Genomic DNA, 12725 nt, shown 5'->3' on the forward strand with positions numbered 1-12725 from the left:
GGCCTCAGCCCCGGGCCATCCTCAGCTTCTGTGCATAGACGTTGATGATCAGCGCCATCAGCAGGATCAGGCCGCGGATCAGCACCTTCAGGAAGCTGTCGATGTCGATGTGGTCCAGCCCGTTGTTGAGCACGCCGAGAACGAACAGGCCGACGATGGTATTCGGTATGCCGCCGCGGCCGCCGAACAGGCTGGTGCCGCCGACCACCACAGCGGCGATGGCGTCGAGCAGGTAGTCGTCGAACTCGTTCTGCTGGGCGCTGCCGAAATAGGCGACGCCGACCATCCCGCCCACGCCGGCGCACATCGCGCCGATGATCATCACCGAGGCCAGGATCAGCTTGACGTTGACGCCGGAATATTCCGCAGCCTCGCGGTTTCCGCCGACCATGTACACATAGCGGCCGAACCGGGTGTAGGTCAGCACCAGGTGGCCGACCAGCAGGAACAGTGCCGCCAGCACGACGATCCAGGGCAAGCTCTGCGAGCCGATCTGCAACAGGGTGCCGCTTCCCAGCTCCTTGATCACGTCCGGCACGGCATAGGCGATCTGCCCGCGCACCAGCATGGCGCTGATGCCGGCGCCGATCTGCATCATCGCCAGCGTCATGATGAACGACGGGATGCCGATCACGGTCAGGCCGATGGCGTTGATGATGCCGAGGCCCAGCGCCGCGCACAGCGCGATGATGATCGCGGCAAAGCCGGGCAGCGGCACGTTGGCGATGGCGACATAGGATTCCTGTGCGGTGAAGAACGCCAGCACGATGCCGACCGCGTTGGCCACGGCCGCAATCGACAGGTCGATCTCGGCGGTCAGGATGACGAAGGTCAGGCCGGTGGCGATGATGGCGGTGACCGAGATCTGCCGCAGCACGTTGAACAGATTGCTGACCGTCATGAACGATTCGCTCATCACCGCGAAGATGATGACGAGGAACAGCAGCGTGACGAACGGCGCGATGTTGGTCATGCGCCGGGCCAGCCACTGCTTGAATCCGGGCTTTGCCGCGCCGGGTCGCAACTCGGCTGATTGATCCGACATCGTGGGTTCCCTAAGCGGCGGCGAGAAGCCGGTCCTTGCTGACGGTGATGTTGGCGAATTCGTGGGTGATCAGGCCGCGGCGCATGACCAGGATGCGGTCGGCCAGCGACAGCACCGTCTCCGGTTCGGTCGAGACCACGATGACCGCGATGCCGCGCTCCTTCAGCCCCTTGACGATGTGCACCACGTCGTCCTTCGCGCCCACGTCCATGCCGCGGGTCGGCTCCGACAGGATCAGCACCCGCGGCAGGTGGGTCAGCCAGCGTGCCAGCGCCACCTTCTGCTGGTTGCCGCCGGACAGCGTGCGCAGCTCCGGCTCCACCGAACGCGGCCGCACCCGCAGCGTCTCGACCAGCGTCTGCGCCAGCCTGCGCTCGTGCGACGGCTTCAGCAGCACCTTGGAGATGCGGTCGAGGATGCTGATCGAGATGTTCTTGTAGACCGGTTCGGTGCCGAACAGCATCGAGCGGCGGCTCTCCGGCACCAACGCGACGCCGGCCTTCCAGGCGGACGCGGTGTTGCTCAGCCGCAGGCGCTTGCCGTCGATGGTCACGGTGCCGCGTTCCAGCGGCATCTTGCCGTTGAGGGCCTTGGCCAGCTCCAGCTGGCCGGAGCCCATGAATCCGTAGATGCCGAGCACCTCGCCTTCGTCGACACGGAACGACACGTCGCGGAACTCGCCGCGTCGGCCCAGGTTCTCCGCCACCAGGACGGTCTTGGCGCCGGTCGGGCTGGCCAGCGGGATCTCGCCGGTATAGGCCTCGCCCAGCTCCTCGTGGCCCTGGCCGATCATCTGCTCGATCAGCCAGGCCTTGTCGATCTCGGGCACGCGGCGCGTGTCGACGCGGCGCGCGTTGCGGAACACCGTCACCCGGTCGGAAATGGCGAGCACGTCCTCAAGGAAGTGCGAGATGAAGATGAAGCTGGTGCCTTCGGCCTTCAGGCGCCGCAGGATGTTGAACAGATGCTCCACTTCCGGCGGCGACAGCGCTGAAGTCGGCTCGTCCAGGATGATCATGCGCGCGCCGGAGAACAGCACGCGGCCGAGCTCGATCAGCTGCTGCTGGCCCAGCGGCAGCAGCCCGGTCTCGGTCTTCGGGTCGACATGGACGCCGAGCCGGTCCAGGTGCTCGGTCGCCCGCTTGGCCATGTCGCGCCAGGCGATGGTGCCCAGCTTGCCGACCGGCTGCACGCCGAGGAACACGTTCTCGGCGACGCTGAGATTCGGCGCGATGCTCAGTTCCTGATGCACCATGCCGATGCCGGCATCGAGCGCGTCGCGGGCGGAGCGGAAGTGAACCTTCCGCTCCTCCACGCGCATCTCGCCGTCATATTCGGTGTGCACGCCGGCGATGATCTTCATCATCGTCGACTTGCCCGCGCCGTTCTCGCCGACGAGACCGTGGATCTCGCCGGGCATGAGGGAGAAATCGACCCCCTCGAGCGCGACGACACCGCCAAAACGTTTGCCGATGCCGACGAGCTCGATCAGGGGCCGCTGTTCGGTGGCCATACCTAGCTGACGGGTTGAAGGTTCCTCAGATCAGGAAGTGCTTCTGCATCCACAGCATGCCTTCGGCGTTGGCCTTGGTCACCACCGGGCCGTCGGTCACGATGTTCTTCGGGATGCCGTCGCCGGTCGCCTCGCCGGTCAGCTTGGCCGCCACGCCGGCCATCAGCGCACCGCCATGGATACGGCACGACGGGTTGCGGACGGTGGCGTACATGCGCCCGTCCAGCACCGCCTCGATCGCCGGCGGCATCGCGTCGACGCCGCCGATCAGGATGTCGGTGCGGCCGGCGCGCTGCATGGCGTTGGCCGCGGCCAGCGCCATGTCGTCGTTGTGGAAGAACGCGGCGCTGATGTCCGGGTACTTGGTCAGCAGCGAATCCCAGATACGGACCGCGTTGGTGACGTCCCAGTCGGCCGGCTGCTCGTCCAGCACCTCGATGCCCGGGAACTTGTCGACGACCGAGTGGAAGCCGCGGGCGCGGCCCTGGGCGCCGGTGTGGCCGAGCGCGCCCTGGGTCATCACTACCTTGCCCTCGCCGCCGATCGCGTCGACCAGGGCCTGGGTCACCGCCGCACCCATAAAGTCGTTATCGGGCGCCAGGAAGCTGTGCACGTTGATCTCGTCCAGCGGCGCGATCAGCGTGTCCATGTCGATCACCGGGATGCCGGCTTCGATCATCCGGTTGACCGGGTCGGTCAGCGTGCCGATGCCGAACGCCTGGATGGCGACGAAGTCCCACTCCTGCGACGCCATGTTGTCGATCGCGGCACGCTGCTTCGTCGACGACAGCTCGCCGTCGAACCAGGTGACCTCGACGTTGAACAGCTTGCCCCAGTATTCGGCGGCCTGCTTGCCCTGTGCGCACCACGTCGCCTGCAGGCCGGCGTTGGAGAACGCCGCGCGCAGCGGTGTCTCGGACCGGCCCATTTCCTGCGCCATGGCCTTGGCCAGGAACGGGTCGAAGCCCATGCCGACGGCGGCGATGCCGGCGGCGGTCGCCGCGGTGGCGGCGCCGGAGAACAGTTCGCGCCGGGTCATCGGCTCTTTGATACGATCTTTCATCTCGCGATTTCCTCCCAAGGTGGCGATTATCGTTGAGGGCGCCACGTTATGCGGCCGGATCGCCGCAGGTCAATCGGTTCCAGCCGGATTTGTATGACCAATTGTCGACAGCCGGCGCATCCGGACGGCTTGCCGCTGCCGACCGACTCTGCCAGCTACCGCCCACACCGCCAACATAGCCGAAACGCCGCCGTCCAACAGCCTGCGGCATTGTCGCGGCGACGCCCGCACGCCGCACGTCCGCCGTGCGGCCGGGCCGCTCAGCGGTTGCGCAGCGCCGGCCCCAGCTCGCGTTCGAAGAAGCGTATGAAGCCCTCCTGGTCGGGGCCGATCTGGATCAGGATGATGTGGTCGTGCCCCGCCGCGACGAACCGGTCGATCTGGGCCAGGTGCCGCTCCAGCGACGGGCCGCAACTGATCGCCTGGGCGACCGCCTCCGGCGGCACGAACCTGCTGGCGGCGTCGAAGCCGGCGGGGTCGGGCAGCTCGACCACGACCGGCCAGCCGGTCTGCGACCAGCGGAACAGACGATGCGCGGTGGCGATCGCATCGGCCTCGCGCTCGGCATAGCACATCGCCACCTCGGCATAGCGCGGGCCGCTGCCGCCGGTCGATGCGAACGCCTCGATCAGCTCGGCCCGCGGCTCCACGGTGATCAGGCCGTCGCCCTTGCGCCCGGCCAGCCGTGCCGCCTGCGGACCGCCCGCCGCCATCACCACCGGCGGTTTCTTCGCCGGCCGGTCGTAGAGCCGGGCCTGGTCGATCGAGAAATAGACGCCGCGGTAGTTGGTCAGCTCGCCGGACAGCAGACCCTGGATGATGTCGGCCGCCTCCGACAGCCGCTCGTGCCGTTCGCCGATGCCGGGCCAGCCTTCGCCGACCACGTGCTCGTTCAGCCGCTCGCCGGAGCCGATGGCCAGGGTGAAGCGGTCGTCGCTCAGCAGGCCCATGGTGGCCGTGCCCTGGGCGATGATGGCCGGGTGGTAGCGCATGATCGGGCAGGTGACCGCGGTCATCAGCCCGAGCCGGGAGGTCGCCTGGGCCAGCGCGCCCAGCACGGTCCAGGCCAGCGGCGAATGGCCCTGCTCCTCCAGCCACGGGAAGAAGTGGTCGGACAGGGCGGCGAAATCGAAGCCGGCATCCTCCGCCCGCTGGGTATTGCGGACCAGGTCCTTCGGTCCGTGCTCCTCCGACATCAACTTGTAGCCAAGTTTCAGCATGGCGGTCCTGTCTCGATTCGGGGTCGGGCGGGTTCGGCACACCATTCTGGCCGAAGCCGGCGCCGCTGTCTCGCTCCGCGCGGTGGCGTGCCGGGCGGCTGTTCACGTGGCGGTGATCGCAGGCTAGTGTTGCTCGGTTCGGCAGGAGGCCGATTCGCGATCGCCGCCGTCGCGGCACTGATGAGGGGGGACGCCATGAAGGCTCGCAGACGGCGCCTGCCGCCGCCACTGCTTGCCGCAATGCTGTGCGTCGCGGCCGGCCAGGCCTGGGCCGATGCCGTCGCCCTGATCAACGTGAACCAGCTGTCGCCCCGCTACCGGCAGATCAACGCCGGCGCCATCGCCGCCGCCCGCGCCGCCGGGGTCGAACTCGTCATCTTCAATGCCAACGATGTCGCGGCGGCGCAGGAACGCGCGATCGAGACCTATGTGATCAACGGGGTCGATGCCATCGGCGTGGTGCCGATCGAGCCGGGTCTGCTGGTCGACGACATCGCCTGGGCGCGCGAGCAGGGCGTGCCCGTGATCGCGATCGACACGCCGATCCCCGACAGCGTCGCCGCCGCCTATGTCGGCGCCGACAACGGCCAGGCCGCGCGCGACCTGGTCGCCCAGATGCTCGGCACGGCGACGCGGGGCGCATCGCCGCCGGCCACGGTCGCGGTGTTCGGCAGCGACGCCGGCGGTATCGGCGAACGTCGCCGGGCGGGCCTGTCGGTCGCCCTGGCGACCGCGGCGGGCGGCGTCGAGATGCTGGTCGACAGCGGTCCGGTCGACGGGCTGGAAACCGCACGGGCGCGGATCGAGGCACTGATCGAGGCGCATGGCGAGATCGGCGCGATCTGCGCCACCGACCCGCTGGCCCTGGCCGGTGCGATCGCAGCGGTGGTCGACCTCGGCGTGGTCGGCGACGTCGCGGTCTACGGCTGGGGGCTCAGCGCCTCGGTGGTGCAGGCGATCGATTCCGGCGTCGTTGCCGCGGTGGTGCTCGACGACGGCTACCGGGCCGGCGCCGCCACGGTCGAGACCGCAGTCAAGCTGATCGACGGCGTGCCGGCGACCGCGGTGGTCGAGGTCCGGTCCACGATCGTCAACGCCGGCAACGTCGACGCCTATCGCCGGCTGTTCGACTGACCGGTTGACGCGCATCAAGGCGAAGCCGGCGGCCGCGCCCCATATGAAGTGAAAGCGATGCGCGGCGGCCGGCCCGTGGCTGCGGGCGGGTTCGGGCGGCCGCCGTACCGCGCCGCCCTGGCCGCGGCCCGTCGGAGGATGGCGATGGAATCCGACATGACCCAACTGCGCGAGCGGATGGTGGCGCAACAGATCGCCGGGCGCGGCATCACCGATGCGCGCGTGCTGGCGGCGATGCGGGCGGTGCCGCGCGAGGCCTTCGTGCCCGATGCGCTGCGCGAATTTGCCTACGAAGACAGTCCGCTGCCGATCGAGGCCGACCAGACCATCTCGCAGCCCCTGATCGTGGCCCAGATGATCGAGCTGGCGGCGCTCGGGCCGGAGTCCGTCGTGCTCGAGGTCGGCGCCGGTTCGGGATACGCCGCGGCGGTGATGGGCCGGATCGCCAAGCGGGTCCACGCCATCGAATGGCACGACATCCTGGCCCGCACCGCGGCCGAGCGGATGGCGGCGCTGGGCTACGACAATGTCGAGATCGTGCAGGGCGACGGCACCCTGGGCTGGCCGGAGAAGGCGCCGTTCGACGCCATCCTGGTCGCCGCCGGCGGGCCTGCGGTGCCCGACACCCTGCGCCGGCAGCTGAAGATCGGCGGGCGGCTGATCATTCCTGTCGCCTCCGACGGGTACCAGATCCTGACCCTGGTCCGCCGGACGGGACCGGACACCTTCGCCGAGGAAAACCATGGCGCGGTGATGTTCGTGCCGCTGGTCGGCGAGCATGGCTGGCGCAACGGCGGGCCGAAGACGCGCACGCGCGACCCGGCGACCCGTTCGACCCGGCGCGACGCGATGCCGGTGCGGTCCGCCGCCACGCTGCTGCACGCCCGGCGCAAGGCGCCGGCGATCGTGACCGGTGCGGCGCTGTCCCGGCTGATCGGCGACTGTGCCGAGACGTTCGGCGGCTTCGACGAACTCGCGCGTCTGGTCGACCGCTATGCCGATCGGCGCGTGGTGCTGCTGGGCGAGGCGACCCACGGCACCGCGGAGTTCTATCGGGCGCGGGCCTGGATGACCGAGCGGCTGGTCGCGCTGCACGGCTTCAACGTGGTGGCGGTGGAGGCCGACTGGCCGGATGCCGCGGCTTACGACGCCTATGTCCGCGGCCGGCCGGTGCCCGACCTGACCGAGCCGCCGTTCCACCGCTTCCCGCGCTGGATGTGGCGCAACGGCCAGGTCCGCGACCTGCTGGAACGGCTGCGGGCCGCCAACGCGAACATCGCCGATCCCGAGCGCCAGGCCGGGTTCTACGGGCTCGACATCTACAGCCTCGGCACCTCGATCGACGCGGTGCTGGCCTATCTCGACAAGGTCGATCCGCGGGCGGCGCACGTTGCGCGCGAACGCTATGCCTGCCTCACGCCGTGGCGCGCCGACCCGGCCACCTACGGCCGGATGGCGCTTTCCGGCCGGTTCGAGGGCTGCGAGGAGGCGGTGGCGAAGATCCTGATGGACCTGCTGGAGCGCCGCCTCGACTACTTGCGCCGCGACGGCGAGGCCTTCTTCGGCGCCGAGCAGAACGCCCGCATCGTCGCCCGCGCCGAGGCCTATTACCGTGCCATGTACTATGGCGCGGCGCAGTCCTGGAATCTGCGCGACACGCACATGTTTGACACCCTGGCCGGCGTGTTGGCCCATCGCGGACCCGACGCCAAGGCGGTGGTCTGGGCGCACAACAGCCATATCGGCGATGCGGCCGCGACCGACATGGGCCGGGTGCGCGGCGAGCACAACATCGGGCAGCTGTGCCGGCGGCGATACGGCGCGGCCGCCGCGCTGATCGGCTTCGGCACCGACCGCGGCACGGTGGCGGCGGCATCGAACTGGGACAGCCCGATGGAGATCATGCAGGTGCGCCCGGCGCGCAGCGACAGCTGGGAAGGCCATTGCCGGGGCACCGAGATCCCGGCCTTCCTGCTCGATCTCGGCATCGAGGGCCGCGCGGGGCGCAAGCCGGAACTGGCCCAGCCACTGCTGCAGCGGGCCATCGGTGTGGTCTACCGGCCGGAAAGCGAACTGATGTCGCACTATTTCGAGGCCGAGCTGGCCAGGCAGTTCGATGCCTGGGTGTGGTTCGACGAGACGCGGGCGGTGGATGCGACCCCGGCCGCCCACGCAGACAGGCCGCGCGACACCTTTCCCTTCGGCCTCTAGGCGCCATCGCGGGTCAACAACAGGAGAGCAGCGCAATGCAGACACCGCTCGAAATCGCGTTCAGCAACATGGATCACTCCGACGCGGTCGAGGCGCGGGTGCGCGAGCGGGTGGAGCGGCTGGAACGGTTCCATCCCGGCATTACCAGCTGTCACGTGGTCGTGCAGGCGCCGCACAAGCATCACCGCAAGGGCAAGCACTATCATGTGCGGATCGAAGCGCGGGTGCCGGGCAGCGAGCTGGTGGTCAGCGGCAAGCCGGGCGACATGAACGCGCATGAGGACGTCTATGTCGCGATCCGCGACGCCTTCGACGCGATCGAGCGGCAGCTGAAGAAGTCGCGCGCCCAGCGCGGCGGCGAGGTGAAGGCGCATGCCGCCCCGCTGCAGGGCGTGGTCGAGGCGCTGTACCCGGACCAGGATCACGGCGAGATCGCCACCAACGACGGCCGGCTGATCTACTTCCACCGCAACAGCGTGCTCAACGGCGGCTTCGACCAGCTCGGCAAGGGCGACACGGTCGAACTGACGGTGCGGCACGACGAGAGCGACAAGGGACCGCAGGCCAGCACGGTGCGCCCGATCGGCAGCCTGCGCTTCGTCGACGAACCGTCGAAGCGGTGACCCGCCGGCCGGGCGAGGCCGCGAACGCTGCAACCTCCCGGGGATTTCTGCGTTAGGCTGCAGGCAGGGCGGACCGACCCTGTGCCTGGTTGCCATGCCGCCGGAACGGAGGATTGCACTGCGTGCCAAGCTGATCGCCGTCTGGCAGGCGCTGCGCGCCAGCTACTGGTTCATCCCGTCGCTGATGGCGGCGGCCGCCATCGTGCTGTCCGTCGCGATGGTGACGGTGGACGATCTGCTGGGCGACCTGTGGGTGTTCGAGCTCGACTGGATGCACGTCAACGAGCCGGAGGGCGCGCGGCTGCTGCTGTCGACCATCGCCGGCTCGATGATCGGCGTGGCGGGCGTTACCTTCTCGATCACCATCGCCGCGGTCGCCTTCGCCTCGGGCCAGTTCGGACCGCGCATCCTGGCCAGCTTCATGCGCGACCGGATCAACCAGGTCACGCTGGGCACCTTCGTCGCCACCTTCCTTTACTGTGTGCTGGTGCTGCGGACGATCGACAGCAGTGCCGGCTCGGCCGGCGTCCCGCACCTGGCCGCTCTGGTCGGCGTCGGCTTCGCGGTCGCCAGCATCGGGGTGCTGATCCAGTTCATCCACCACATCGCCGATTCGCTCAATTCGGCAAGCGCGATGTCGGCGATCGGCAGCGACCTGCGCGGCGCCATCGAGACGCTCTACCCGGAACGAATCGGCGAGGCCGGCGACGAGGCGGCGCCATCGGCGCTGGACGGGCGCGACGCCAAGCCGGACGGGCTGCCGATTGCGTTCGCCCGCCATGCGGTTCCGATACCCGCACTCGGGCAGGGCTATGTGCAGGCCCTGAGCGCGGCCGACCTGATGGCGACCGCGGTCGCCCGTGACGTGGTCATCCGCGTCGTGCGACGGCCCGGCGATTTCGCTGCCGACGGCCGGCCGATCGCCTATGCGTGGCCGCCCGACAGGGTCGACGCGGACGCCGTGCGTGCGGTGCAAGGCTGTTTCGCGCTCGGCCGCCGCCGCACCCCGCACCAGGACGTGCGCCTGCTGGTCGACCAGCTGGTCGACATGGCGGGACGGGCGCTGTCGCCCGGCATCAACGACCCGCAGACCGCGATCGGCTGCCTGCAGTGGCTCGGCGTCGGACTGTCCGAGATGGCGCGGCGGCGGGCGCCGCGTGCGCAGCGCACCGACGAGGCCGGGACGGTGCGGGTGGTGTCCTACCCGCTGACCTTCGCCGACTTTGCCGAAGCCACGCTCGGCCGCCTCCGGCCCTATTTCGAACGCGACCGCAACGCCGCGCTGGCGATGCTGGGCGCGGTCGCCGACGTGATGCTGGACGCCGGGCGCCGCGACGACCGTCTGGTCCTGGTCGGCCATGCCGAGCGCCTGGTCGAGGGTGGGCGCGTCCACGGCCTGTCGGCCGCCGACATCGGCTGGCTTGAGCAGCGGCTGACGGACATCAAGGCGCTGATCGAGCGAGAGCCGGGGCCGCCACGGCTGGCCGATCTCGCCGACTGGATGCAGGGCCACGGCTGAGCGGACTCAGCCGTCCCAGGCGAACCGGTCGAGCAGCAGATGGGCGTTGCGCGGTGGCGCTGCATGGCGGCGGCAAGCGCGACGTCGTCGTCGCCGGCATGGATGCCGGCCAGCACCAGCGCGGCGTCGAAGCCGGCGTGCTTGGCGCCGGCGATGTCGTGCTCGACGCTGTCGCCGATGCCGACGGTGCGCGACGCCGGCGGCAGGATGCGCCGCGTGCTGCGGCGCCGGCCAGCGCGACGCGGTAGATTTCCGGGTGGGGCTTGCCGATCCAGGTGACCGGCCCGCCCATCTCCGCGTGCCAGCTCGGCGATGCGTCCGGCGCCGCCGCTGCCCTCCGGCAGGACCCATGATCCGGTCGGGGTTGGTGCACAGGCACGGCACACGCCGCCGCGCCGCGCCGCGCAGGCGTTCCGATAGCGGTCCAGCGGCACCACGTCGCCGTCGCTGCCGGTCAGCAGGACGAGGTCGGCCGCAGCGGCGTCCTCGACGAAATCCAGGTCGAGGCCCTCGACGGCGGCGTTCGCCACGCCGGTTGACCAGCAGGCAACGCCGGCGGCCGTCGTGGTGCCGCGGCACGTCGCCGTCTGCGATGCGGCGACGCCCTGACGAAGTCGGCTGGACGATGATCTACATCTGGCGCGGCGACATCAGGCTAGCGACCGCGATCGCGGACGAGCAACTCGACGTCCACGGCACCGCCGCGGCCCGTCGGGCTTTGTCGCGTTGGTTCGGTATTTGCGCGCTGGCCGAAGTCCGGTCCCAGCGCGTGCAGCCAGGGCCGCCTGAGCGGCTTGCACGGCCAGGCTCAGGCGTCGGCACGTAGTCCTGCGGTCGTCAATGGTGCGGTGCCGGTGCCGCCGGCCAGGTACTCGTCCAGCCGCGCCCTGGTTTCGGCATCGACGTGCAGGCCCAGCTTCGAGCGGCGCCACAGGATGTCGTCGGCCGTCTGCGCCCATTCCTGCTCGACCAGGTGGCGCACCTCGACTTCGTAGAGCCCGCCGCCGAAGTCACGCCCCAAATCGCGCAGCGAGGTCTTGCCGACTAGCAGCAAGTTCAGCCGCGTGCCGTAGGCGCGGAACAGCCGCCGCGCCAGCGCCTTCGGCAGCCACGGGTAGTCGCCGCAGATCAGGGCGAGGTGCGCCTCGAACTCGGTTGCCGCGAAGTCGCCGCCCGGCAGCGGCGCGTTCGCCGTCCAGGGCTGTGCGGTGCGCCCCATCGCCGGCAGCAGCTTCTGCAGCGCATGCTCGGCCAGCCGCCGGTAGGTCGTGATCTTGCCGCCGAACACCGAAAGCAGCGGTGCGCGATCGTCGCCGCCGTCGAGCTCGAGCACATAGTCGCGGGTGACTGCCGACGGGTTGTCGGCGCCGTCGTCATAGAGCGGGCGCACGCCCGAATAGGTCCAGACCACGTCGTCGGGCCGGATCTGCCGCTGGAAGTGATGGTTCACCACGGCGCACAGATAGTCGACTTCCGCCGGGTCGATGGCCACGTTCGCCGGATCGCCCTCATAGGCCACATCGGTGGTGCCGATCAGCGAGAAATCGTCCTCATAGGGAATCGCGAACACGATGCGCCGGTCGGCATTCTGCAGGATATAGGCGTGCGACCCCTCGTAGAGGCGGGGCACGACGATGTGGCTGCCCTTTATCAGGCGCACGCTGGAGCGGGTGTTCAGGCCGGCGCGCTGATTCAGCACCTCGGCGACCCACGGGCCGGCGGCATTCACCAGCGCGCGCGCATGCACCGCAACGGACGGGCCACCGCCGGCCGGTGCGAGGCGACACAGCCAGACGCCATCGTCGCGGCGGGCGGATTCCAGCGTGGTGCGCGTCCTGATCGTCGCGCCGCGGTTGGCCGCGTCGCGCGCGTTGAGGGCGACCAGCCGCGAATCCTGCACCCAGCAGTCCGAATATTCGAATGCGCGCCGGAACGAAGACTTCAACGCATGGCCGGCGGGGTGACGGCGCAGGTCCAGGCTCTTCGAACCGGGCAACAGCTTGCGGCCGCCGAGGTGGTCGTAGAGGAACAGGCCGAGCCGGACCAGCCAGGCCGGCCGGTCTTCGGGATTGTGCGGCAGAACGAAGCGCATCGGCCAGATGATGTGCGGCGCGGCTTCCAGCAGCACCTCGCGCTCGATCAGCGCCTCGCGCACCAGCCGGAATTCGTAGTACTCCAGATAGCGCAGCCCGCCGTGCACCAGCTTGCCCGAGCGCGAGCTGGTGCCCTCGGCGAGGTCGCCCTTCTCGCACAGCACCACGCTGAGCCCGCGGCCGGCCGCGTCGCGGGCAATGCCGGCGCCGTTGATGCCGCCGCCGATCACCAGCAGGTCGACCGGTCCGTCCTCCGGCCTGGCTATGACAGTGGCGGCGGTCATCGCATGCGCGGGCTCTGCGG

Annotated in this window: 10 protein-coding genes; 5 read left to right on the top strand and 5 right to left on the bottom strand. The window is 69.8% G+C overall.

The window, feature by feature from the left end; translation table 11 throughout:
- Window positions 1–4 precede the first annotated feature (4 nt).
- The 4 genes from R3F55_14060 to R3F55_14075 all read right to left on the bottom strand — a co-directional run bounded on the left by R3F55_14060 (window position 5) and on the right by R3F55_14075 (window position 4841).
- On the bottom strand, window positions 5–1045 hold the full coding sequence (locus R3F55_14060; GenBank protein ID MEZ5668537.1) for an ABC transporter permease: 1041 nt from the start codon (window positions 1043–1045) through the stop codon (window positions 5–7).
- 10 nt (window positions 1046–1055) lie between these two features.
- A complete protein-coding gene (locus R3F55_14065; GenBank protein MEZ5668538.1) occupies window positions 1056–2558 on the bottom strand; it encodes a sugar ABC transporter ATP-binding protein in 1503 nt (500 codons plus the stop codon).
- A gap of 25 nt (window positions 2559–2583) precedes the next feature.
- Entirely contained in the window at window positions 2584–3621 is a 1038-nt protein-coding gene (locus R3F55_14070; GenBank protein MEZ5668539.1) for a sugar ABC transporter substrate-binding protein, read from the bottom strand.
- A 260-nt stretch (window positions 3622–3881) separates the two neighbouring features.
- Window positions 3882–4841 (bottom strand): TIGR03557 family F420-dependent LLM class oxidoreductase, encoded by a 960-nt coding sequence (locus R3F55_14075; GenBank protein MEZ5668540.1) that lies wholly within the window; start codon window positions 4839–4841, stop codon window positions 3882–3884.
- Between the two features lie 195 nt (window positions 4842–5036).
- Here R3F55_14075 and R3F55_14080 point away from each other — a divergent pair, with 195 nt between their 5' ends.
- The 5 genes from R3F55_14080 (at window position 5037) to R3F55_14100 (ending at window position 10576) form a co-directional block, all read left to right on the top strand.
- A complete protein-coding gene (locus tag R3F55_14080) occupies window positions 5037–5975 on the top strand; it encodes a substrate-binding domain-containing protein (protein MEZ5668541.1) in 939 nt (312 codons plus the stop codon).
- A 156-nt stretch (window positions 5976–6131) separates the two neighbouring features.
- Window positions 6132–8186, top strand: a complete 2055-nt coding sequence (locus tag R3F55_14085) for a protein-L-isoaspartate(D-aspartate) O-methyltransferase (protein MEZ5668542.1) — start codon at window positions 6132–6134, stop codon at window positions 8184–8186.
- Window positions 8187–8221: 35 nt separating this feature from the next.
- Window positions 8222–8809, top strand: a complete 588-nt coding sequence (raiA, locus tag R3F55_14090; GenBank protein MEZ5668543.1) for a ribosome-associated translation inhibitor RaiA — start codon at window positions 8222–8224, stop codon at window positions 8807–8809.
- A gap of 94 nt (window positions 8810–8903) precedes the next feature.
- Window positions 8904–10328: a DUF2254 domain-containing protein gene (locus R3F55_14095; protein ID MEZ5668544.1), complete on the top strand. Its 1425-nt coding sequence runs from the start codon at window positions 8904–8906 to the stop codon at window positions 10326–10328.
- 53 nt (window positions 10329–10381) lie between these two features.
- On the top strand, window positions 10382–10576 hold the full coding sequence (locus R3F55_14100; protein ID MEZ5668545.1) for a hypothetical protein: 195 nt from the start codon (window positions 10382–10384) through the stop codon (window positions 10574–10576).
- Window positions 10577–11136: 560 nt separating this feature from the next.
- Here R3F55_14100 and R3F55_14105 read toward each other — a convergent pair.
- Window positions 11137–12705: a glycerol-3-phosphate dehydrogenase gene (locus R3F55_14105; protein ID MEZ5668546.1), complete on the bottom strand. Its 1569-nt coding sequence runs from the start codon at window positions 12703–12705 to the stop codon at window positions 11137–11139.
- Window positions 12706–12725: the final 20 nt, after the last annotated feature.

The sequence above is a fragment of the Alphaproteobacteria bacterium genome, assembly GCA_041396705.1.
GTDB lineage: Bacteria > Pseudomonadota > Alphaproteobacteria > CALKHQ01 > CALKHQ01 > CALKHQ01.

Bases quoted from the DNA above. Each gene is read 5' to 3' on its own strand.
- R3F55_14060 (MEZ5668537.1), bottom strand. From the start codon at position 1,045: ATGTCGGATCAATCAGCCGAGTTGCGACCCGGCGCGGCAAAGCCCGGA.
- R3F55_14065 (MEZ5668538.1), bottom strand. From the start codon at position 2,558: ATGGCCACCGAACAGCGGCCCCTGATCGAGCTCGTCGGCATCGGCAAA.
- R3F55_14070 (MEZ5668539.1), bottom strand. From the start codon at position 3,621: ATGAAAGATCGTATCAAAGAGCCGATGACCCGGCGCGAACTGTTCTCC.
- R3F55_14075 (MEZ5668540.1), bottom strand. From the start codon at position 4,841: ATGCTGAAACTTGGCTACAAGTTGATGTCGGAGGAGCACGGACCGAAG.
- R3F55_14080 (MEZ5668541.1), top strand. From the start codon at position 5,037: ATGAAGGCTCGCAGACGGCGCCTGCCGCCGCCACTGCTTGCCGCAATG.
- R3F55_14085 (MEZ5668542.1), top strand. From the start codon at position 6,132: ATGACCCAACTGCGCGAGCGGATGGTGGCGCAACAGATCGCCGGGCGC.
- raiA (MEZ5668543.1), top strand. From the start codon at position 8,222: ATGCAGACACCGCTCGAAATCGCGTTCAGCAACATGGATCACTCCGAC.
- R3F55_14095 (MEZ5668544.1), top strand. From the start codon at position 8,904: ATGCCGCCGGAACGGAGGATTGCACTGCGTGCCAAGCTGATCGCCGTC.
- R3F55_14105 (MEZ5668546.1), bottom strand. From the start codon at position 12,705: ATGACCGCCGCCACTGTCATAGCCAGGCCGGAGGACGGACCGGTCGAC.